17 protein-coding genes are annotated in these 23794 nt (G+C 42.7%); 5 read left to right on the top strand and 12 right to left on the bottom strand.

What is annotated here, in order from left to right; all coding sequences use genetic code 11:
- Positions 1-153: 153 nt before the first annotated feature.
- The gene (locus J0654_RS05625) at positions 154-1746 is read left to right on the top strand and encodes an NADP-dependent glyceraldehyde-3-phosphate dehydrogenase (RefSeq protein WP_207026675.1); all 1593 of its coding nucleotides are present in this window, start codon (positions 154-156) and stop codon (positions 1744-1746) included.
- A 74-nt stretch (positions 1747-1820) separates the two neighbouring features.
- Here J0654_RS05625 and leuB read toward each other — a convergent pair whose 3' ends face one another.
- From leuB to recG, 5 genes are all read right to left on the bottom strand, one after another.
- On the bottom strand, positions 1821-2879 hold the full coding sequence (gene leuB / locus J0654_RS05620) for a 3-isopropylmalate dehydrogenase (RefSeq protein WP_207026674.1): 1059 nt from the start codon (positions 2877-2879) through the stop codon (positions 1821-1823).
- Between the two features lie 41 nt (positions 2880-2920).
- Entirely contained in the window at positions 2921-4438 is a 1518-nt protein-coding gene (locus J0654_RS05615; protein ID WP_207026673.1) for an alpha-isopropylmalate synthase regulatory domain-containing protein, read from the bottom strand.
- 31 nt (positions 4439-4469) lie between these two features.
- Entirely contained in the window at positions 4470-5066 is a 597-nt protein-coding gene (leuD, locus tag J0654_RS05610) for a 3-isopropylmalate dehydratase small subunit (RefSeq protein WP_207026672.1), read from the bottom strand.
- 82 nt (positions 5067-5148) lie between these two features.
- Positions 5149-6561, bottom strand: a complete 1413-nt coding sequence (gene leuC, locus J0654_RS05605; protein ID WP_207026671.1) for a 3-isopropylmalate dehydratase large subunit — start codon at positions 6559-6561, stop codon at positions 5149-5151.
- A 201-nt stretch (positions 6562-6762) separates the two neighbouring features.
- A complete protein-coding gene (gene recG / locus J0654_RS05600; RefSeq protein WP_207026670.1) occupies positions 6763-8868 on the bottom strand; it encodes an ATP-dependent DNA helicase RecG in 2106 nt (701 codons plus the stop codon).
- A 46-nt stretch (positions 8869-8914) separates the two neighbouring features.
- Here recG and J0654_RS05595 point away from each other — a divergent pair, with 46 nt between their 5' ends.
- A complete protein-coding gene (locus tag J0654_RS05595; protein WP_207026669.1) occupies positions 8915-11005 on the top strand; it encodes a M1 family metallopeptidase in 2091 nt (696 codons plus the stop codon).
- Positions 11002-11916, top strand: coding sequence for a patatin-like phospholipase family protein (locus tag J0654_RS05590; RefSeq protein WP_207026668.1), 915 nt, complete (start codon positions 11002-11004; stop codon positions 11914-11916). The genes J0654_RS05595 and J0654_RS05590 overlap by 4 nt, the downstream gene beginning before the upstream one ends.
- 1 nt (position 11917) lies before the next feature.
- Here J0654_RS05590 and J0654_RS05585 read toward each other — a convergent pair whose 3' ends face one another.
- The 5 genes from J0654_RS05585 to J0654_RS05565 form a co-directional block, all read right to left on the bottom strand.
- Complete coding sequence (locus J0654_RS05585; RefSeq protein WP_207026667.1) at positions 11918-12439, bottom strand: DUF7935 family protein; 522 nt, start codon at positions 12437-12439, stop codon at positions 11918-11920.
- A 74-nt stretch (positions 12440-12513) separates the two neighbouring features.
- Entirely contained in the window at positions 12514-13287 is a 774-nt protein-coding gene (locus J0654_RS05580) for a hypothetical protein (protein ID WP_207026666.1), read from the bottom strand.
- A gap of 38 nt (positions 13288-13325) precedes the next feature.
- Positions 13326-14900 carry an FMN-binding glutamate synthase family protein gene (locus J0654_RS05575; protein ID WP_207026665.1) on the bottom strand — a complete coding sequence of 525 codons (1575 nt, stop codon included), beginning with the start codon at positions 14898-14900 and terminating at the stop codon, positions 13326-13328.
- Between the two features lie 112 nt (positions 14901-15012).
- Positions 15013-16293, bottom strand: a complete 1281-nt coding sequence (locus tag J0654_RS05570) for an amidohydrolase (protein ID WP_207026664.1) — start codon at positions 16291-16293, stop codon at positions 15013-15015.
- A gap of 12 nt (positions 16294-16305) precedes the next feature.
- Positions 16306-16806 carry a DsrE family protein gene (locus tag J0654_RS05565; RefSeq protein ID WP_237685888.1) on the bottom strand — a complete coding sequence of 167 codons (501 nt, stop codon included), beginning with the start codon at positions 16804-16806 and terminating at the stop codon, positions 16306-16308.
- Between the two features lie 179 nt (positions 16807-16985).
- On the opposite strand from J0654_RS05565, the gene J0654_RS05560 reads away from it, so the two are divergent.
- Entirely contained in the window at positions 16986-19316 is a 2331-nt protein-coding gene (locus J0654_RS05560; protein WP_207026662.1) for an ATP-dependent helicase, read from the top strand.
- Between the two features lie 141 nt (positions 19317-19457).
- Positions 19458-21674, top strand: a complete 2217-nt coding sequence (locus tag J0654_RS05555) for an alpha/beta hydrolase (RefSeq protein WP_207026661.1) — start codon at positions 19458-19460, stop codon at positions 21672-21674.
- An 11-nt stretch (positions 21675-21685) separates the two neighbouring features.
- Here the strand turns inward: J0654_RS05555 and J0654_RS05550 are convergent, their stop codons facing one another.
- The gene (locus J0654_RS05550; protein ID WP_207026660.1) at positions 21686-22924 is read right to left on the bottom strand and encodes a hypothetical protein; all 1239 of its coding nucleotides are present in this window, start codon (positions 22922-22924) and stop codon (positions 21686-21688) included.
- 82 nt (positions 22925-23006) lie between these two features.
- Positions 23007-23618 (bottom strand): hypothetical protein, encoded by a 612-nt coding sequence (locus J0654_RS05545; protein WP_207026659.1) that lies wholly within the window; start codon positions 23616-23618, stop codon positions 23007-23009.
- Positions 23619-23794 lie beyond the last annotated feature (176 nt).

Here is a 23794-nt window from a genome sequence, read left to right as displayed (position 1 = left end):
AACATTTTCAAGTATCATTATTATAAAGTTTGGTTTTCAATAGATACAAAAGGCCACCTATAAAAACAGTGTGATTTTCAATGGTTTTTATGTTAGCTTTGTGTAAGAAGAGTGACCATACATCAACACTAATCGCTTAAAAAACAACAACTAATGGCAACAACTACAACAGAAATACCGGAAGCTTTTCAAATTACCGAAGAGATCCATCAAAAAACATATCTGGTCAACGGAGAACTGCGCAAATGGGAAGGGGATACTACTCCCGTGATCTCCACTATATCATCCACGGAGGAATATGCACCTACTGCTTTGGGAAGTGTCCCTGATATGGGAGAGCCTGAGGCAATGGATGCTCTGGACGCAGCTCTGGCGGCATATGATAGGGGGCAGGGACTTTGGCCTACCATGAAGGTGAAGGACCGTATTGAGTGTATGGAGACGTTTGTGAAGAAAATGGAGCAAAAGCGAGAACAAGTAGTAAAGCTTTTGATGTGGGAGATAGGGAAGTCCAAACCAGATTCTTACAAAGAGTTTGATCGTACCGTTGAGTATATTTACGATACCATCGAAGATTATAAGCAATTGGATCGTAATTGTGCAAAGTTTGAAAAACACGATGGTGTTTACGCCCATATCCGCAGAGGTCCACTTGGGGTGGTGTTGTGCCTTGGACCCTACAATTACCCATTGAACGAAACCTTTGCCCTTTTGATTCCGGCCATCATAATGGGGAATACTACCATTTTTAAACCGGCAAAGCATGGAGTTCTATTGATTACACCTCTTTTGGAGGCGTTTCAGAGCAGTTTTCCCAAAGGAGTGGTAAATATACTTTTTGGTAGGGGAAGGGCTGTAGCGGCGCCTATAATGAAAACAGGAAAGGTGGATGTGTTGGCCTTGATCGGTAACAGTAAATCGGCCAATGCCTTACAGGACCAGCATCCAAAAAGTAACAGGTTGCGATTGGTTTTGGGTCTAGAGGCCAAAAACCCGGCCATTGTGCTTCCGGATGCCGAGTTGGACCTGACCATCAACGAATGTATTTCGGGTACGTTGTCCTTTAATGGACAGCGCTGCACCGCTTTAAAGGTGGTGTATGTGCACGACGAGGTAAAAGATGATTTCCTGAAGCGTTTCGCAGAGAAAGTGGATGGATTGAAATTCGGGAACCCTTGGGACGATGGTGTGAATTTGACCCCACTCCCCGAGCCTGATAAACCAGCCTATATTCAAGAGTTGTTGGATGATGCTTTGGCCAAAGGTGCGAAGATCATCAACAAAAAAGGAGGGAAGCATTTTGATAATTACATATGGCCTGCAGTACTGTACCCTGTGACAAAAGATATGCGAGTATACCAAGAAGAACAGTTTGGCCCTATAATTCCTGTGCTTTCTTTTAAAGATATAGAAGAGCCTTTGGACGATATGGCAGAATCCAACTACGGACAGCAGGTAAGCTTGTTCGGAAAGGATGTCTATACCTTGTCTCCGCTTATTGATACTTTGGCAAACTTGGTTTGCCGCGTAAACCTGAACAGTTCCTGTCAACGTGGACCGGATGTGTACCCATTTACGGGCAGAAAAGATTCCGCGCAGTCCACATTAAGTGTACACGATGCGTTGCGTTCGTTCTCCATCCGAACCTTTGTAGCGTTCAAGGACAACAGTTTGAACAATCAGACCGTAGAGCAATTGATGGAAGCTAAAGTGAGCAACTTCTTGAGTACGGATTACATTTTGTAGTGAAAAAGTCGATATAAATAAAGAAAGCCCCGGATTATCGGGGCTTTCTTTTTTGGTTGTTAAAAGTGGGTTGATTAAATATTCTTCGCCAACCAGTCACCAACTTCGCTGGTCTTGTATGATTTTCCACCATCGGCTAGATCTTCGGTAACCACACCATCGGCCAATGATCTGTTCACTACCTCGCGGATAGCTTCGGCTTCGTCCTTAAGTCCAAACGCTGTTTCGAACATCATTGCGGCAGATAAAACGGTCGCCAATGGATTGGCAATATCTTTTCCAGCTGCCTGTGGGTAAGAACCATGGATGGGCTCGAACAAAGATGTTTTTTCGCCTAAAGAAGCTGATGGCATCAATCCCATAGATCCGGAAATCACAGATGCTTCATCTGTTAGAATGTCTCCGAACAAGTTTTCTGTAATTAAAACATCGTAAGCACTTGGCCATTGTACCAAACGCATGGCTACGGCATCCACAAATTCATAGGATACTTCCACTTCGGGATACTCTTTTTCCAGTTTCTGAACGGTTTCCCTCCACAAACGTGAAGTTTCCAAAACGTTGGCCTTGTCCACGCAACAAAGCTTTTTTGAACGCTGCATGGCCATTTCAAAACCTTTTTTAGCCAAACGCTCTACTTCGGCACGTGTGTAGGTACAGGTATCATAAGCGGTATTGTCGTTATCCTCACGGCCTCTTTTACCGAAATATATGCCCCCTGTCAGTTCACGGAGGAAAACAAGGTCGGTCCCCTCAATTCTTTCCTTTTTCAAAGGAGATTTTTCTATCAAGGAAGGAAATGTAAAGGTTGGACGAACATTGGCGAACAATCCCAGTTTTTGGCGCATTTTCAACAAACCTTGCTCGGGGCGTACCTTGGCAGATGGGTCATTGTCAAAACGTGGATGACCGATGGCGCCAAAAAGAACGGCATCGGCAGCAACACAGGCTTCGTGGGTTTCGTCCGGGTAAGGTTCACCAACGGCATCAATCGCTGCAGCGCCTGTTAGGGCAGGGGTCCAGCTAATTTCATGACCGAACTTTGCAGCTACGGCGTCGGATACTTTTACGGCTTGATCAATTACTTCGGGGCCAATCCCATCTCCGGCCAAGAGCGCTATGTTTAGTTTCATTATATCAATTATCTATTATCAATAAAAATTATCAAAGTCTGTTATACTAAATTCAACATTTTTTCCGTGGCTTTAATGGCTGATACCGTTTGGTCCGAATCTAGCCCACGAGTGGTAAAGTCCTTTTCTTTGGTCTGCCATGTGATTACCGTTTCGCAAAGTGCATCGGAATTACTGCCTGGGGGAATCCGCACGGCATAATCTACTAGTTTGGGTAATTCCCGCCCCTCTTTTTTATATACTTTTTTCAACGCGTTGATAAAGGCATCGAATTGTCCATCTCCTTGAGCATTTTCCTCGTAAGTCTTCCCTTCAATCTCAATGGAAAGGGTGGTTGAGGGTTTCAGTCCTTTGGAATGTGTTAAGACATAGGATTTTACAAAAACCTTTTGCTGATGCAGATTGCTGTCCAATACATCGGAGATGATGTAAGGTAGGTCATCTTTTGTGACGCGTTCTTTCTTGTCACCAAGCTCAATGATCCGCTCTGTGACCTTTTTTAGTTCGTCATCGTTCAAGGTCAATCCAAGTTCCTGAAGGTTCTTTTGAATGTTTGCCTTTCCTGATGTTTTGCCCAACGCATATTTACGCTTTCTACCAAAACGCTCCGGCAATAAATCGTTAAAGTATAAATTCTTTTTGCTATCCCCATCTGCATGTATACCAGCTGTTTGCGTAAACACATTATCTCCGACAATAGGTTTGTTGTCAGGTATGCTGAAACCTGTAAAGGCGGACACCAGTTTACTTACTTTGTAAAGGGATGATTCCTTTACGCCAATCTTGATTTCGGGTAAAAAGTCATTGATTACCGCCACGGCGCTAGCCAGAGGTGCGTTCCCTGCACGCTCGCCCATCCCGTTCACGGTAAGGTGCAACCCGTGGGCGCCAGCTTTTAAGGCTTCCATCACGTTGGCTACGCTCAAATCGTAATCGTTGTGGCCATGAAAATCAAAATGGGTATTTGGGTACCGTTCAATGATTTCCTTGAAAAATTCCCCAGTCTCGGTATGTGTCAATACACCTAAAGTATCCGGAAGCAGAATTCGTTTAATGGGTTGTTGGGTTAGAAAATCCAAAAACTGAAAAACATACGCTTTGGAATTCCGCATCCCATTACTCCAATCTTCCAAGTATACATTGGTTTCAATACCGAGCTTTTGTGCTTCAGAAACTACATTTTCAATTTCCGTAAAATGCTGTTTAGGAGTCTTTTTGAGTTGATGGGTTAAATGGTTGAGTGAACCTTTTGTAAGTAGGTTTTGAACTTTTGCCCCTGCTTCTTGCATCCACTTCAAGGAAACCCCATTGTCCACAAAAGTGAGTACTTCAACTTTGGAAATATATCCTTCGGTAGCGGCCCAATCGGTTATGTTTTTAACCGCTTGTAGCTCTCCTTCCGAAACACGTGCGGAGGCCACTTCAATGCGGTCCACCTTGAGTTCTTCCAACAAGAGTTTGGCCAAGGTAAGTTTTTCCGAAGCCGAAAAGGAAACCCCAGAGGTTTGCTCACCATCCCGTAGGGTGGTGTCCATAATTTCTATGGTACGTGTTTTCATTTTTTAGTGCCGTAGTGTTCCGAGCAATTGATTATAAGGGCGTGCTTTCGGCGTATTTCTCAATATCTTTCTGGATGTTCAGTAAGTAATCGATATCATCAAAACCATTGAGCATATTGCCTTTTTTATAATCGTTGATATCAAAGCTTTCGTGTTCTCCCGTGGCTAGAATGGTAATCTTTTGTTCCGGTAGATTGATTTCCAATTCAGTTTTTGGGTCTGCTTCGATAGCCTTGAAGATTTTATCCAAAAACTCAGGACTCACTTGAACTGGAAGTACACCGATGTTCAAGCAGTTGCCCCTAAAAATATCTGCAAAAAAGCTGGATACCACACAGCGGAAACCATAGTCATAAACCGCCCAAGCTGCGTGCTCTCTGGAAGAACCTGAACCGAAGTTTTTTCCTCCCACCAGGATTTTTCCTGAGTAGATGGGATTGTTCAGTACAAATTGTTCTTTTGGAGTTCCATCGGAATTATATCTCCAGTCTCGGAACAAATTGTCCCCGAATCCCTTACGCTCGGTAGCTTTTAGAAATCGTGCAGGGATGATCTGATCGGTATCCACATTTTCGATCGGTAATGGTACCGCTGTACTTGTTAGTATGTTGAATTTATCGTAAGCCATTTTTGTTTCAATTATCTGTTATTCAATTATCAATTGCCAATTGATTGTTAATTGCCAATTGTTTATTGCTCATTGTTTATAGTTACGCCAATACTTCTTCTCTCATTAATTCCCTTGGGTCGGTTACTTTTCCTGTAACGGCCGCAGCTGCAGCCACCAAAGGACTAGCCAATAGTGTACGTGCTCCAGGACCTTGTCGTCCTTCAAAGTTTCTGTTGGAAGTACTTACGGCATATTTCCCGGCTGGGATTTTATCATCGTTCATGGCCAAACAAGCAGAGCAGCCTGGCTCTCTCAATTCAAAACCAGCTTCCGTCAAAATATCCAAGATACCTTCTTCTTTAATGGCTTCTTCCACTTTGTGGGAACCAGGGACCAACCAAGCAGTCACGTTGTCGGCTTTTTTCTTTCCTTTTATGATAGAGGCAAAGGCTCTAAAATCTTCAATTCTACCATTGGTACAGCTTCCAAGGAATACAAAATCAATAGGTTTGCCTACCATGGCTTCACCTTCGTTATAGTTCATGTATTCCAAGGATTTTTTGTAGGTGGCAGGAGAACCGTCGATGCTTTCTGCCATAGGAATATCCTTGCTGATACCGATGCCCATCCCAGGATTGGTACCGAAAGTGATCATAGGTTCTATCTCGCTGGCATCAAAAGTCACCTCTTTGTCAAACTCGGCGTCATCATCAGAATAAAGGGTGCTCCAATATTCCATGGCAGCGTCCCAATCCTTGCCTTTTGGAGTGTATTCCCTTCCTTTAATGTATTCAAATGTGGTTTCGTCGGGAGCGATCATACCTCCACGGGCACCCATTTCAATACTGAGGTTACAAACCGTCATACGGCCTTCCATGGACATATTTTTGAAGACATCTCCTGCATATTCGGCAAAATAGCCAGTTGCACCAGAGGTGGACAGTTTAGAAATGATGAAAAGTGCCACATCCTTCGGTGTAACAGCTTCACTCAATTCCCCATTTACATTGATACGCAAACTCTTTGGTTTGGGCTGCATAATGCATTGTGTGGATAATACCATTTCCACTTCACTGGTTCCGATACCAAAGGCGATGGCCCCAAAAGCACCATGTGTAGAGGTATGGGAATCACCGCAAACAATGGTGGCACCGGGGAGGGTAATTCCGTTTTCCGGGCCAATTACGTGTACAATTCCATTTTTCTTATGTCCAAGTCCCCAATATGGAATGTTGTGGGCGTTGGCGTTTTCTTCCAAAGCCTTTAGTTGATTTGCGGACAATGGGTCCTTAACGGGCAAGTGTTGGTTTCTTGTTGGTGTATTATGATCTGCCGTTGCAAAAGTGCGCTCTGGGTACAATACTTTTATTCCTCTGTTTTTTAATCCTAAAAAAGCTACGGGACTCGTTACTTCGTGGACCAAATGCCTGTCTATAAAGAGTACATCCGGACCGTTCTCAATATGCTTCACCACATGGGAATCCCAAACTTTATCAAATAATGTCTTGCTCATTGTGTCTTCAATAATTTGTAAGCCTACAAAGTTAAAATTTGTATGTAAAACCGATTTTCGGTTAGTGGTAAAATTACGATGTTCAATCGCAATTTCAAGTGATTGTTTTTAAAGTTAACAAATCTTAAGGGTTGATATTCAGTTTGTAACAAAGAAGTGTAGAGAAACGCACTATCTCCCAATTACAAACCTAAATCGCTACTAACTAATATAATTCCAAATGGTTTTGTTGGCCATCATTTTGGAATAGGCGTTTAAGATGGGCGCATTTTCGGCTTTTTCCAGTTTTGGGTCTTGCTTCAGTAGTTGAATCGCATGATAACGAGCCGTTTTTAGAATTTGATTGTCCTTAACGATGTCCGCTATTTTGAGGTTCAACATGCCACTCTGTTGTGTGCCCATTAAATCGCCAGGCCCACGAAGTTTAAGGTCGACCTCCGCGATTTCAAAACCATCATTGGTGCCCACCATGGTTTGTAAACGGGTTTTGGCATCTTCGGATAGTTTGTGGCCTGTCATTAAAATACAAAAGCTTTGTTCTGCACCCCGGCCCACTCGGCCTCGGAGCTGGTGCAATTGAGACAGTCCAAACCGTTCGGCGCTTTCAATGATCATAACGGAGGCATTCGGTACGTTCACGCCAACCTCAATGACCGTCGTAGCGATCATGATTTGGGTTTCGCCCTTAACAAAACGCTCCATTTCGTAATCTTTGTCGGCAGGTTTCATTTTTCCGTGCACAATGGAAATTTGATACTCGGGTTGCGGAAAATCACGGACAATGCTATCATAGCCATCCATCAAGTCCTTGTAATCAAGAGCTTCAGACTCTTGGATAAGTGGATATACAATATAAATCTGTCTTCCTTTCTTGATTTCATCTTTGATGAACCTAAACACCTTGAGTCGATTGCTATCATATCTATGGACCGTTTTAATGGGTTTTCTACCAGGAGGAAGCTCATCAATCACCGAGATATCCAAATCACCGTACAGACTCATCGCAAGGGTTCTTGGGATAGGAGTGGCCGTCATCACCAAAATATGGGGAGGCGTTTGGTTTTTATGCCAAAGTTTGGATCGTTGTGCCACACCGAACCGATGCTGTTCGTCCACTATGGCCAAGCCAAGGTTTTTGAACTGCACTTTGTCCTCTAAAACCGCATGTGTGCCTACCAATATGTTCAAATTGCCATTTTCGAGCTGATTGTGCAGCAAGGTGCGTTCGGATTTTTTCGTGGAGCCGGTCAACAAGGCAATCTTTACATCCATGTTTTCCAAAAGTTCCTTGAGACCATTATAGTGCTGTGTAGCCAGAATTTCGGTAGGGGCCATCAAACAGGTTTGGAAACCATTGTCAATGGCCAGCAGCATGCACATTAAGGCCACAATAGTTTTACCGGAACCCACATCACCTTGTAACAAGCGGTTCATTTGAGCATTGCTGCCCAGATCGTTTCGGATTTCCTTGATAACCTTTTTTTGTGCCTTGGTAAGTTCAAAAGGCAGGTGGTTTTCAAAGAATTCGGTAAACTTTTCGCCCACGGCCCCAAAAGGCATTCCTTTGATTTTTTGCTTGCGGAGCATTTTTTTGGAGATAAGCTGCAATTGCACAAAAAACAACTCTTCAAACTTTAACCGAAACTGCGCTCTGGCCAATAATTCCTGATTCTTCGGAAAATGGATGTTGAAAAGGGCGGAACTCTTGGAAATCAACTTTAATTCTTCCAAAATGTTGGGCGATAAGGATTCTTGAAACCTGCCCTTGCACTCCAAAAACAATTGTTGGATCATTTTGCCAATGACACGATTTGTGATGCCCTTATTGCTCAGTTTTTCCGTTGAAGGGTATATGGGCTGCATCACCATTTTTAACCCTTGTTGATGCTTTTGTAAGGTCTCCATTTCGGGATGCGGCATCGAGAATGTGCTTCCGTATTTATTGACCCTGCCAAAAACCACGTAGGGTTCGTTCAATTTTAAATTTTCCTTGATCCATTTATGGCCACGGAACCAAACCAGGTCCATTTGTCCTGTTTCATCCACAAAGGTGGCCACCAAGCGCTTGCCACGTTTTTGTTCTACCGTTTTTATATGAACAATTTTGCCCACTATCTGCACATCGGCACCACTGGGCTGTAGTTGATTTATCTTGTAGTAACTGGTCCGGTCTAGATAGCGGTTGGGGAACAGGTGCAACAGGTCCCTAAAGGTCTCAATGCCCAATTCGGCCTTTAGGGCATCGGCCCGGTTGGGGCCAACACCTTTCAAATATGCTATGGGAGTTTGCAGAAAATTGGGATTCATCGAACTAAAATATGTAATTTGGAAGGACTTTTGATAAGATGATGGTATGAAGCTGAGCCCCATAGTTGTTTTTTTCTTATTAGTACAGTTCCTGTCCGGCCAAATTCAGGATAAGGTCAACTTTGTACGTGCCGATGTTTTGATCGAACCCACACCTATTGAAAACCGCATAAATGGGAGGGTAACGTATCAATTCGATGTATTGGAAGATGTGAAATCCATTTTTTTGGATGCGGTAAACCTTGAATTTTCCAGCGTTTCTTTGGATGGTGTAAAAGTTGATTACGATTACAATGGCAAAAGAATCACCGTGAATAAAGAGTTTAAAAGCGGGGGGAACCATACCGTGTCAATGGCTTATGTGGCAAAACCAAAACAAACGGTATATTTTTTAGGATGGGACGATGCCGTTCGAAACAATGAGCAGGTTTGGACCCAGGGCCAAGGAAAATATACCAGTCATTGGTTGCCCAGTTTTGATGATATGACCGAAAAGGTCGAGTTTGACCTAGAAATTATCCTAAAAGAGGATTACACCGTTATCGCCAATGGAAATCTCATGAAAAAGGAGATATTGCCCGATGCCAACGGCTATTCATGGCAGTTTGATATGGAAGAGCCGATGAGCAGCTATCTAGTCGGTTTTGCTATTGGGGACTATGATAAGAAAACAATTGAATCATCCTCGGGAATACCGATTGAACTGTATTACGAACCTTCAGACTTCACAAAAGTGGAACCCACTTACCGACACACCAAACATATTTTTGACTTTTTAGAGGAAGAAATCGGGGTTTCGTATCCATGGCAGAACTACAAACAGGTTCCTGTTCAGGATTTTCTGTACGCTGGGATGGAGAACACAACCTGCACCATATTTTCCAATCAATATGTAATAGATTCCATAGCTTTTGTGGACAAAAACTACGTGAACGTCAATGCGCATGAACTGGCCCACCATTGGTTTGGCGATTTGGTAACAGAAACCAGTAGTGAGCACCATTGGCTGCACGAGGGATTTGCAACATTTTACGCTTATTTGGCGGAAAAAGACATTTTTGGTGACGATTACTTTTATTGGCACTTATTGAATACTGCACAAGCATTGCAGAACTTTTCTGAGGATGATCAGGGCGAAGCATTGCAAAATTCAGGAGCTGGCAGCCTCACCTTTTATGAAAAAGGAGCTTGGGCCTTGGTGATGCTGCAAGATAGAGTGGGAGAGGAGACCTTTAAAAAAGGGGTCCAAAACTATCTGAACAAATTCGCATTTAAAAATGTGACCATTCCAAACTTTATGGAGGAGCTGGAAAAGGTATCGAGCGCTAACCTTAAAGATTTTGAGAAATTGTGGTTGAAGAATCCCGATTTCCCTTACGACCAAGTGGTTTCGTTTTTGCAGAAGAAGAATTCATCTATCGAAACCTATTTTGATCTGAAAGATAAAATGGCGGAACGGCCCGATAAAACAGAAGGGATATTAAAACGTAATTGGAGAAAACTGAAATCGAGTCAATTAAAGGAAAACCTTGTTTTAGATTATGGGGCAAAGTTGTCACCTGAGTTTTTGGGTTCCATTCTGCAGTCTGCCGATTTAAAAACACGGCAAGCGGTAATCCTGTCCCAGAACAAGATTCCTTCAGAGCTCAAGATTGCTATGGAAGGCCTTTTAAAAGATAAAAGCTATAAGACGGTTGAGGCTGCTTTATATCGTTTGTGGACAGACTTTCCTGAAAATAGGAGTAAATACCTCAATGAAACCGATGGAATTACAGGTTTCCCCAATAAGAACATTCGATTATTATGGTTAACGCTGGCCTTGGTGACGCCGGAATATAACACCGATTCAAAGGCACTTTATTTTGATGAATTGAGCGGGTATACTGGTTCCGAACATCATTTTGAGACCCGTTTGATTGCATTTCAGTATTTAAAAAGTATTGGAGGTTTTACGGATACGGTGCTAAAAAACCTTGTAGAATCCTGTAGTCATCATGTGTGGCACTTTAGGAAATCGGCCAGGGAAATATTGAACGACTTTCTGCAATCCGAAGGGAACACCGCCCGTATTAAGGGACTTTACCCTTTGTTAAGTCAGGAAGAAAAACAATATTTGGAGAAAACTTTAGGTGAATGAGGGCATTGGTCATTTCGGGAGGTGGTAGCAAGGGTGCCTTTGCAGGCGGAGTTGCTCAATTTTTGATTCAAGAAGCCAAACACGACTACGATCTTTTTGTGGGAACATCCACCGGGAGCCTTTTAATTTCCCATTTGGCACTGAACAAACTGGATAAGATCAAGGACATTTATTCAAATGTCAATCAACATAGCATTTTTAACAATTGTCCTTTTATCATCAAGAAAAAACATGGGGTCGAGACCATTGCTATCAACCACTGGAACGTACTCAGAAATTTTTTAAAGGGCAAAAAAACCTTTGGTGAGAGCGAAAACCTTCGGAAACTGATCAGAAGGTCCATTACCGTTCAAGAGTTCAACAAACTCAAAAAAAGTAAAATGGATGTGGTGGTCACGGTTTCCAATCTATCTTTGAACCAAGTGGAGTACAAATCCATAAACGATTGTACTTACGACGAGTTTTGCGATTGGATCTGGATATCCTCCAACTATACGCCCTTTATGAGTTTGGCCAAAAAGAACGGCTGTGAATATGCTGATGGTGGTCTGGGAACTTTAGTCCCCATCGAAGAAGCGTTGAATCGCGGAGCGACCGAGGTGGATGTTGTGGTGCTACATACCGAAGTGAACCATTTGAACCGCATGTCGACCAAAAACCCATTTGATCTGATTACCACTATTTTTGGGTTTATGCTCGACCGTATCGAGAACCAAAATATCAGGATCGGTAAATTGGTGGCGAATCAAAAGGATGCCATAATCAATTTTTATTATACGCCAACGGTTCTCACCACAAACTCACTGATCTTCAATAAGGAACGAATGACCTTGTGGTGGAAGCGGGGTTATTTGTATGCCAAGAACAAAAATGAGGAAACCAGTCCCATTGAACCTGAAAAGCAGGAATAGCTTATTTCCAAAGTTCGCTCACCTCTTTTTTAACGAAGGCCAAGGCTGCGTTGGATGGTGATTCCTTTTCCATGGTTTGGTTCAGGATGTCCTCTCGCAATTTGTCAGGTGAATCGGTTTCGCTCATTCCAGCGGAACGGATAATCTGTATGGTCGTGTTTTTTGCGGTCTTGATGATGTTCCAGCAGGAATCCGACATATAAATCTGTTGCGATAAATTGTGTTCAAATTCCGTTTCAATCTGTTTGATCAAAAGGTTTTCGTAATCACTTTTGTTTTTCCCCGTTGGTGCTACGCGAACCACTAGACTGTTCAAGGCAATGCGTTCCAAAAAAAGGGCCATACGCTCATACGCCTGTAATCTAATAGGGAGGGTTTCCTTTTGGGAATCCTTGTGCAACAAAAATCGTCTGCGGCCATCTTCGTTTCGGGTGTGCAATCTAAAAAAGTAGAATGCAACAGCACCGGTAACAACGGCTGGCAGTAAATAAGAAAATAACTGAAGGATTTGATCTCCACTCATAAGGTAGTCTGGTTTTTATTGATTTTACACTACCAAGAACGCATCAAAACCACAAAAATTATGTTGGATGAAGGTTATTGGGCTGCTTTGGAGCTTTCTTTGGCCTTGGCATAAAAACCTTTGTAATCGGGCTGTAATTTAATGTTGATGCCTTCCCTGAAATTACCGTCCTTGGCAGAAATTGAAAGACTTTCTGCAGGAACCTCCAAAGTGCTCACCAATGCTGAAGCAACAGATGCCACCTGATTATAGGTAGGGCCAAATTCGCCCGTAATGTTCAATCCTTCAATTTCAGCTTTAAAGTTGGGGTTGGCCTTGATCACATTGGCAACACCGGCCAACCAAGTTTTTCCCTCTTCGGTCAACTCAGCGGAGGTGTCCGAACCAAAAAGTGTATTCAAGCTATTACTGATAATGATAATACCTCCCTCAACACCTACTTTGGCGTTTTCGCCCAAGGTCTGCTTTATCCGTGTCAACGATACAATGGCGGTAGAGTCGTTGGCGGAAATCATGTCGTTGATGCCACTGAGCTGCTTTTCTTTTCTGGAAAGGGCGGCCATGGCCTTGTTCACGTTTTCAGAATTTTGCTTGGAAAGTTCAGAGAAGTTACTCAGGTTGCCCAATAACGTAGCGTTGGCATCTCGCAGACTTACATTTTCGGCTCTTAAAGCCTCGGCCTCCGCACTGCTGGAAGATATTTCCCGTTTTGCCTTGGCCAATTCCTGCTCCACTTTGGAAATTTTCGTTTTTAACGTATCAATTTCAGCAAAAAGCTCACTTTTTCGTTGAGAAAAAGCACTTGTGGCTATCACTAACAACAGGATCAAGGGTAAATTTCTTTTCATAAGTAGTATAATTTGGTGTTTAAATATCGGGGTCTAAATTATAATGTTTTTTCCAATGCCGGTTTTCCGCCCAAGTGTTCGCAATCAAAAAGGTGCTGCATCGATTTAAATGCCACTTGTTCCTTTTGATACCCATAAACGGATTTCAAATCGCTGCTAAGATAATCATCATCCACGTTTACTTGCACATCATCCATCTTAAATTGACAAGGATGTTCGTAGCCCGCGGCATGGGTGATTTCCAAAAACTCTTTCCTGAAAGTTTTAAAGTATTGGGCCAATCTATCCGACTTTAAGGGCACATTTATGCCATTTTGAAGCCATTTCTTTTGTGTGGCAACACCTGAGGGACATCTATTGGTGTGGCACACTTGTGCTTGTATGCACCCTATGCTCATCATGGCTTCCCGGGCAACATTAATGCAATCGGCCCCCATGGCAAATGCCATTGCGGCCTTTCCTGGGAAACCTAATTTTCCACTGCCGATAAATACGATTCTTTCCGTAAGTCCGCGCTCCATGAACAAGCTATATACTTTGGAAAAACCATAAGTCCATGGAAGGGAAACGTGATCGGCAAAACTTGGTGGAGCTGCTCCAGTGCCCCCTTCACCTCCATCAATGGTAATAAAATCCGGTCCTTTGCCTGTTTTTTTCATTAAATCGGCCAATTCGATCCATTGATCAACTTTTCCAATAGCACCTTTTATGCCCACGGGCAACCCTGTTTTATCCGCGATGGATTCTATAAAATCCAAGAGCTCTGGAATTGTGGAGAATGCTTTGTGGGTGGGTGGGGAAATTACATCTTTGCCGACTTCAACACCCCGTATCTCGGCAAGCTCAGGCGTTATTTTTGAGCCGGGAAGTACACCCCCTTTGCCAGGCTTAGCTCCTTGGGAAAGTTTGATTTCTATAGCTTTGATACAAGGGTTTTCATCGACCAGGACTTTTAACTTGTCCATGGAAAACCCTCCATCTCTCGACCTCACTCCAAAATATCCCGTTCCAAAATGAAAAATAACGTCACCTCCTTGTTTGTGATAAGGGGAAAGTCCACCCTCACCCGTATTGTGGTAAGCACCGCACTTTTCCACCCCTCTGTTCAGTGATTCGATGGCCGCAGCGGACAACGAACCAAAGCTCATGGCCGAAACATTGATGATGGAGCCGGGCCGATAGGGTTTTTTCCGCTTGTTATAAGCACCCATTACCTTGGCACATGGCATAAAATATGGGTGTTCTTTATTGGGATGGTTTTCGGGGACCTGAAACCCGATCATGGCATTTTTAATGAAGATGTGCTGGTGTTTGTAAATATCCCTGTCGGTACCAAAACCCTCATAATTGTTCTCTTTTTTGGCAGAAGCATAGATCCAACTGCGCTCTATACGGTTAAAAGGAAGTTCCTCACGATTGTTGGCAACGAAATATTGGCGCATTTCAGGGCCGATACTTTCCAACCAATACCGAAGATGGCCTACCACGGGGTAATTGTGACTGATGGTATGGGCTTTTTGGAAAAAGATATCACGTATGGCGACCAATAACAGAAAAATCAAAACCCAGGCCCACCAAGGGATATCACCCAAAAAATCAAGGAATGCTTCCATTTTAATATTATAAGTAGTGGTTACAAATATCAAGCCCCAATATCCAAATTCCAAATAATGGAGGATATTGGGGCTTAGCGGATGTTCTGTTCTTTAAATAATTATCCGAGTTTTATTTTCTATCCAAGAAATCCAACGCGATGTTGGTCATGGCCTTTACGCCCAACAACATTCCACTGTCATCAATTTTAAAGTCCGGTGTATGGTGTGGATAATGCTCGTCCGGACCTGCATTTGGGTCTTTACCTCCCAAGATAAAAAAGAAACCGGGCACCTCTTTTTGATAGAATGAAAAATCTTCTGCTCCAGTGGTGGCATTCACCAAGTTAACATTTTCATCGCCAGCAACTTCTTTCAGGCTTCCTATAGATGCTTCTGTCAATGCTGGATCATTGTATGTGATCAAAGTACCTTTTGCAATATCCACAGTGGCTTCCGCACGGTAAGCTTTGGCAATATTGGCGGCCATTTCCTTCATTCTCGCATTCAGTTTTTCCTGCATATCGTAATCCAAAGTACGGATGGTACCGACCAATTCGGCACTCTCTGGTATGATGTTGTTTCGAACTCCACCAGAAATTTTACCAACGGTGATCACGGCAGCTTCTTTTGTCAATTCCATTTCTCGGCTGATGATGGACTGAAAGCCATCGATAATTTTAGCAGCCACGTATATTGGGTCAACTCCGCTCCAAGGTGCAGAGCCATGGGATTGTTTTCCTTTGATGCTGACCACAAAACGTTGTGCTGCTGCCATGGCACCGCGCGGTTTATAGGCAATTTGGCCTACGGGAAGGTAGGAGCCAATGTGAAGACCGTAAATCGCGTCCACTTTTGGATTGTCCAAGACCCCTTCTTTTACCATTAATTCCGCACCACCTTCTTCTCCCGGAGGCGCTCCCTCTTCAGCAGGTTGGAAAATAAATTTTACAGTTCCACGAATCTTGTCTTTGTTTTTGGCCAATATTTCTGCGGTACCCATTAAAATGGCAATATGAGTATCGTGCCCACATGCGTGCATTACGCCAACCTCTTGCCCCAAATAATCGGATTTCACTTCCGATTTAAAGGGAAGGTCGTTTCTCTCGGTTACGGGTAGGGCATCGATGTCCGCTCTGAGGGCAACTACTTTTCCTGGTTTATTTCCTTTCAGTATTCCCACAACTCCCGTATGGGCTACACCTGTCTGCACTTCAATCCCTAGAGATTCAAGGTGTTCGGCAATTTTTTCGGCCGTTTTGAACTCTCGGTTGCTCAACTCGGGGTTTTGGTGAATATCGTGTCGCCATTCGATTACTTTGGATTCAATGGCAGCAATATCTTTTTCCAACCCGTGTTGGGCATACATGGATAAACTTGCAGTACATAGTGCAAGTGCTAAAATTTTCTTCATAATAGAGTTAGTTTATAATTTAATTGGACGGTATCCTTGGTTTTGTAATTGAATGTTGGCGGTCATTGCTGAGAGGGCAATTTTCACACCGGGGATCAAGTCTTCCTTTGGAAGGTCCCTTGTTTTGGAGGATTGTCCGCACATGATCACTTCTACCTCAGCATCCAATAATTTTTCGACAAGCTCTAGATTGGGGTTTTGTACCTGATACCTTTTTTGATAGGCTTCATCCGAAAGCAGGTTTCTGGCCGCTGTTCCATGAACAATCAATGCGACCTTTAGTTGGGATAATGGTATGCCATTTTGTGCATGCAAGTTTAAAAAACGGGCAACCGTATTGAGATTTATATTGATCTCGGTGTCAGACTCCGGTCCGTCCTTAACATCAAACACTACTTTGAACTCCTGTGAAGTATCCGTTTTGAAATCAGGATTTTCAATGGCCCAAACTTGACCATAACCTTCTACAACGGGACCAGATTTTTTTTCTTGGGAAATACCAGAAAATGTCATAAAAATTAAAAGAAATAGGGGGAAAGGGTAATAATTCATCAGCAAAATTAATTGAGGGCTTAAATATATTTAAAAATAAGTCCAAATCCGAAAAGGATGTTTATAAAAATTGAAAGCTTGATTTTAGCAAAAGGTCAATATTGGCTAATTTCACGCCTACTTTTAAAAGCTTCTGGCCCTTGAGTAATTTTATAGATGAATTGAACGATGCGCAGCGCGCTCCTGTGCTGCATAAGGATGGACCGCTAATGGTGATTGCAGGCGCAGGCTCTGGAAAGACCCGTGTACTAACCTATAGGATTGCCCATTTGATGGAGCAAGGGGTGGATTCCTTTAATATTTTGGCTTTGACCTTTACCAACAAGGCAGCGCGGGAGATGAAAAAGCGTATTGCGACCATTGTGGGTAATTCGGAAGCAAAAAACCTTTGGATGGGTACCTTCCACTCCGTTTTTGCCAAATTACTTCGTTTTGATGGTGACAAATTGGGGTACCCCAGCAACTTTACCATTTACGACACCCAGGATTCCCAACGTTTGATTGCTTCCATCATCAAAGAAATGGGGCTCGATAAGGATATTTATAAATACAAGCAGGTCCAGAACCGAATCTCATCCTATAAAAACAGTTTGATCACCGTAAAGGCTTATTTCCAGAACCCGGAGTTGATGGAGGCGGATGCCATGGCCAAACGGCCAAGGTTGGGGGAGATTTATCAGAACTATGTGGATCGGTGCTTTAAGGCGGGAGCCATGGATTTTGACGATCTTTTACTTCGTACCAATGAACTATTGACACGTTTCCCGGAAGTGTTGATGAAGTATCAGGACCGTTTCCGATACATTTTGGTGGATGAGTACCAGGATACCAACCACTCCCAATACTTGATCGTGAAGGCACTTTCCGATCGCTATCAGAACATTTGTGTGGTAGGGGATGACGCGCAGAGTATTTACTCTTTTCGGGGGGCGAACATCAGCAATATCCTCAACTTTCAAAGAGATTATGATGATGTTGCCGTATATCGTTTGGAACAGAACTATCGTTCCACCAAAAATATAGTCAATGCGGCCAACTCCATTATTGCCAACAACAAAAACCAGTTGGAGAAAAATGTGTGGACCTCCAATGACGATGGGGGACTCATAAAAATACACCGTAGCGTTACCGATGCGGAGGAAGGGCGCTATGTTGCAGGTTCCATTTTTGAAAGCAAGATGCAAAACCAGATGCAAAATGGGGATTTTGCCGTGTTGTACAGGACCAATTCACAATCCCGTGCCATTGAGGATGCATTGCGTAAAAGAGATATACCATATCGTATTTTTGGGGGGCTGTCCTTCTATCAGCGTAAGGAAATCAAAGATGTATTGGCTTATTTGCGACTGATCATCAACCCAAAGGATGAAGAGGCCCTGAAGCGGGTCATTAACTTTCCAACCCGGGGGATAGGGCAGACCACGGTCGATAAATTGGTGGTGGCCGCCAACCATTACGGGCGTTCCATTTACGAGGTGATGGACAATTTGGACAAACTCAATCTGAACATTAACGCGGGAACCCAGCGTAAGTTGAAGGATTTTGTTACCATGATCAAGAGCTTTCAGATCATGAACGAAGGCTCTGATGCCTTTACGTTGGCAGAGCATGTGGCCAAAAAAACGGGACTGTTGTTAGAGTTCAAAAAAGATGGTACTCCTGAAGGAATAGCCAAAATGGAGAACATTGAGGAGCTATTGAACGGTATCAAGGACTTTGTGGAAGGACAGAAGGAAGTTGCCGACGCCACAGGAAGCTTGACCGAGTTTTTGGAAGATGTGGCACTGGCTACCGATATGGATAAAGAGGTGGAGGATGATGACCGAGTGGCTCTGATGACCATCCACTTGGCCAAAGGACTTGAGTTTCCTTACGTGTACATAGTAGGGATGGAGGAAGACCTGTTTCCGTCTGCTATGAGCATGAACACGCGAAGTGAGTTGGAAGAAGAGCGAAGGCTCTTTTATGTTGCACTCACACGTGCAGAAAAACAGGCATTTCTTACCTATACCCAAAATAGGTATCGATGGGGTAAACTGATCGACGCGGAACCCAGCCGTTTTTTGGAGGAGATAGAGGAGCAATATGTGGAGAATCTAACACCCGTCAATGACGGCTATCGTTATAAGTCCATGATCAACAAGGATATTTTTGGCGAGGTGGACAAAAGCAAGCTACGACAGGTAAAGCCCAAAAATGGTACGCCGCCAAGTGTGCAAAAACCGAACGAAAACCAACTGCGCAAGCTACGAAAGCTAAAACCCGAAATATCCTCTCCCGCCAAGCCCATGGACCTCGACCCCGGTTTGGTTATCGGGGCCCGTGTTAACCATACCCGATTTGGAAGAGGGAAAATACTGAATATAGAAGGAGCGGGGAACGATAAAAAAGCAGAAATTCATTTTGATCAAGGCGGTATCAAAAAACTATTGCTTCGTTTTGCCAAACTTGAGGTTTTGGACAATGCCTAATGCATATTTTCGCTTTCCAATAATGAAACCGTTACTGGTTTAGCAATTTTCCAATTAATTTTCGAGAGTTCAGTTGAGTGGTTAAAAATCATTAAATTCAAATCCATTATTTTGAATTTTTAGACCAAACCGACCAACTCTATGAAGAATCTATTTCTCAAACCTGTTTTTTTGGCAGTTGCTATACTTGTGATCACCCTTTTTGGAGTAGCAGGTTATCATTACGCTATTGGTTATCCCGCTTGGGTTACTATGGTTATAGGCATATTGATAGGTATTGTGCTGCTCGTTGTTTTAAAACTGCTACTTAACTGGTTGGTACCCTTGATAAAAAAGATACCCTTACCGTTTGTTACAACTTTTACAGCTGGACTTTTGGCCCTTTACCTTATGCGGATGTATGCCTTTAGGTGGCCACCCATTTTGTTTTATGGCCTCGCATTGTTCGGTTTTATCTGTTTGGTATTGCTCACCTTTGGGATTTGGCAAATCATCAAAAAGAAAAACAGGGGAACTGGAGGCATTCTTGTTGTTTTAGGGGTCGTGCTGATGGTTTTAGGGTTTTATGGATTCAATGCTTTGGATGGTGATCCTTATGTGGATGCATCATCGGAATCGGAAGCCGCAGATAGTAGTACATTAAGTGAAATGGGTATCGATGACCCATCAACAAAAGGCAAATTTGATGTAGAGGTTTTTACCTACGGTAGTGGAACCGATGAAAAAAGACCGGAATATGCCGATGGTGTAAAAATAAAGACACCTACCGTGGATGCATCAAAATTGCTTCCTGACTGGAAGGGAAAAAAGAAAAAGTGGCGCGAAAAATATTGGGGGTTCGGGGTGGATAGTTTCCCGTTGAATGCCCGTGTTTACATGCCCAAAGGCGAAGGTCCTTTCCCCATGGTGATGATGGTACACGGCAACCACAGTATGCTCGATTATTCTGATGGTGGCTACGCTTATCTTGGGGAGCTTTTGGCCAGTAGGGGAATGATAGGTGTTTCCGTTGATGAAAATTTTATCAACGGGCACTGGTCCGGTGATTTTAGAGGAAAGGAAATGCCCACTCGTGGATGGTTGTTGCTCAAACATCTGCAGCAATGGAAAAAATGGAACCAAGACAGTAATTCCGAATTGGCTGGTAAAGTAGACATGGACAATATCGTTCTTGTGGGGCATTCCAGGGGCGGGGAGGCTGTATCCATAGCCGCTGCGTTCAACCAACTGGATAGATTTCCGGATAACGCCAACGAAAAGTTTGATTTTGGTTTTGGTATAAAAGGCATCATAACCATCGCTCCTACCGATTATAGGTACAATCGTGAAATTAGTTTAAGAGACATCAATTATTTGTCCATACAAGGTGCTTACGATTCGGATGAAACCAGTTTTTGGGGCATGCGCCCTTTCCATCGTTTACAGTTTTCGGATGGTTTTGATGGTTTTAAAGCAGGTTTGTATATGAACCATGCGAACCATGGCCAGTTTAACTCTACTTGGGGACGCTCCGATTTTGGGGCTCCCATGAAATGGTTGCTGAATCTCGGACCTTTGGTCAAGGGTGAGGAACAACGTCAAGTTGCCAAGGTGTATGTGAGCGCTTTTGCGGAAGCTGTGCTAAACGGGAGCAAGGATTATCAACCCATGTTCAAAAATGTGGATTTGGTGAGTAATTGGTTGCCCCAAGAAGATTATAGAAGCCAGTACAGCGATATTCATAAAAGTATACTTGTCAATTTCGAAGGAGGTCTGGATGTGACCAAGGCAGCCAATGGAATACAGCTGCAGGCGGAAAATTTTAAGGTCTGGCGTGAAACAGAACTGGATGCCAGGGATGGGGGAAGCCAACAAAACAATGCGTTGGTCCTTGGTTGGAGCCATGGCAAAGAGGTGCAAAGTGATTCCATCCCCATATATAAAATCGGATTGCCAGATACTTTAAAGAATTTAGGAAAAGCCGATACCTTGGCGTTTTCCTTGGCCATGGGCGACATTTCCGAATTGGAAGTCAATAAAGGGAAAGAAAAGACCGAGTCACCAAAAGCCGGATATAATTTCAGCATTATGCTCAAGGACAGTATTGGCAATTCGGCAGCAGTGGAAATAGCTGAAACAAATAAGCTTCCAGGAGTCATTAAGACCAAATTCACCAAGTTTAAGTTTTTGGACAAGGATATGATCGGTAAAAATTCGGAAACCCAACTGAAGAGTTGTTACGTCCCCATCTCTGCTTTTCTGAAACAGAACGATAGCTTGAAGTTGAATAACTTAAAAAGCATCGACCTGATTTTTGACAAAGATACTTTGGGGGTTGTTGTTTTGGATGATATTGGGTTTTACAGTAAAGAGGATTGATTATAAAAACATTATTCAGCGAATCCGCAATATGTCTGTCCTGTTGCTTTTACCGTAGGATAGGTTGACCTGTATTCCAGTAGAAAGGTTTTATAATAACTCGTTTGGTCCCCAAATGCTGGATTACAGTTAGGCTTATTCCCTAACGAATCCATTTGGCTGATAGGTTGTGCAAACAGTAGGGCATCCTCGTAAAGTTTGATTCCTGATTGGGAGATGCTGGAAACATATTGCTGTTTTTGAATGTCATAAATCAATAAAGGGGAACTAGTTGGGGTTCCGGATAGTTCCACAAACAAATATTGGTTTTGCTTGGCCAATAGCCGAGCATTGTATGCACTGTAAGAAAGTACTATGGGTGGTTGGTTTATGTAATTTGCCTTAATCTTCAATTCGGTTATTTCTTCATTTGGATTATAGCTATAGTCAATTTTGGTACTATCCTTAAAAATGAGTTTGTAAGAAGACGAATCTCCGTTTTGTATGGTAACGATAGGCTTTTCCGAGCCATTTAAAAATCCGTTCTCATAATTTTCAACTCCGTTAAAAACACCTTCTATTAGAGGTTCATCTATTTGTGCCATTTCTTGTTGATAGCTTTTTCCGTTAAAGTAGAGCATTTCGTAGGTTAATCCCCAATTGTTGTCTGGATAGGCTTTATTTGGAATATATATTTTGGAGGCACCATCAATTACGATAAAGTCCATAGGGTCATCCAAAATATGGTTGATGTACATCGAATGCTGATTTTCAGGAAAAATATGGGCTTTTTTTAAGCCATTATTATCCATAACAAAGGCATTGAGTGAGATAAAAATGTCGACAACTGATGATCGACCGGAGCCTTTGAACAGATAAACGGGTTCTTGCGTTTTACGGTCAAGCGTGTAAATATCGGTGAATCTTGGAGATGCTTCATTTAAAACAAATGATTCCAACCCATGAGTGCTGCTATACAATACAATGGATTTTACTTCAGGACTTGAACCTCCCAATCTGGTGTCCCAAGAAAAGGCAATGATTGAAGTATCTCTCGAAATAGCAATGGACAACTCTTCCCCAATGTCTTCTTTCAAAAATTCATAAACAGTATCAGGGTGATCTATAGCATTTAGAAACCCAGCTATTTTCTGGTTTATTGTTACAGCTTGTTCGTAAAAATCAGTGTCTTCTGTATCAAGCTGGTTTAGTTTGATGAAAAGATTGGAAATGGAATCAGTCCCAGAAATGCTGTTGTTGGAACCAGGCATATCTGGGGCCTTATTTTTGCACTGAAGAAACAATACAGCTAAAAATGGGAATACGATTACTAATTTTATAGGTTTCAAAGCATTAGTTATGTAGGTTGTTAACATAAGTTTTTTCTGCTACCGGTATTGTTGATTCCACCAAGTACCCATTGGTTATGGTATACCCCATAATAGCTGGTTCTTCCGAGGTGGTTCCCCCATTCAAGAGGTAAACTACGTTGCCATTGTCTTTTTGTATTGAACCTATACTATTGAATATCAATGATTTTCCGTATAGGGAAGAGGCAATGACCTTACCATTGGATTTATAAAGGGAAATATTTTTAATAATGTGTCCCAAACAGTCCATTTTTGTGTGCCAAGAGAAAACCCCTATCTGTTTGTCTTCGGAAAATGAAAAAGTAATTTGATGCTCCTTGGCTTGATATGCTTCGACCAGCCTATCAAATTCATCAATGCTTCGAATGTTTTCCACTATTCTTCGCATATCTTCATTAATGGTGACTATCTCATCCAGATTTTTACAATCAAAGCTGTCTATACCTTGGAGTTGGCCCAGTAGTGTGTCCAGTTGCTCCAAAGTTGCATTTGCATTGAAAGGTTCTTTATTGGATTTGGTGGAGCTGTTACAACCAGATAGATATAGCAGTAACATGAGGCATATCAATGGCGTAACCATTTCCTTTAATTTCATTGGGATGTGTTTTTATTTAAAGGTGAGGCATTTTTCGTGTAAAAATTGGAGTAGATTAACCAATAGGCGGTATGAATTGATGAATGGCTCTTTTCCATTTATATCGATTTCAAGATTATTGGAGGTTAGGTGCTTTTTATATGTTCAATAGGCTTTGTGCCTATGTTATGCACGCC

This window comes from Flagellimonas profundi (genome assembly GCF_017313275.1).
Taxonomy (GTDB): Bacteria; Bacteroidota; Bacteroidia; order Flavobacteriales; family Flavobacteriaceae; genus Flagellimonas; species Flagellimonas profundi.
Note: the sequence above shows the minus strand (reverse complement) of the source record. Positions and strands in the feature narration are given on the sequence as shown.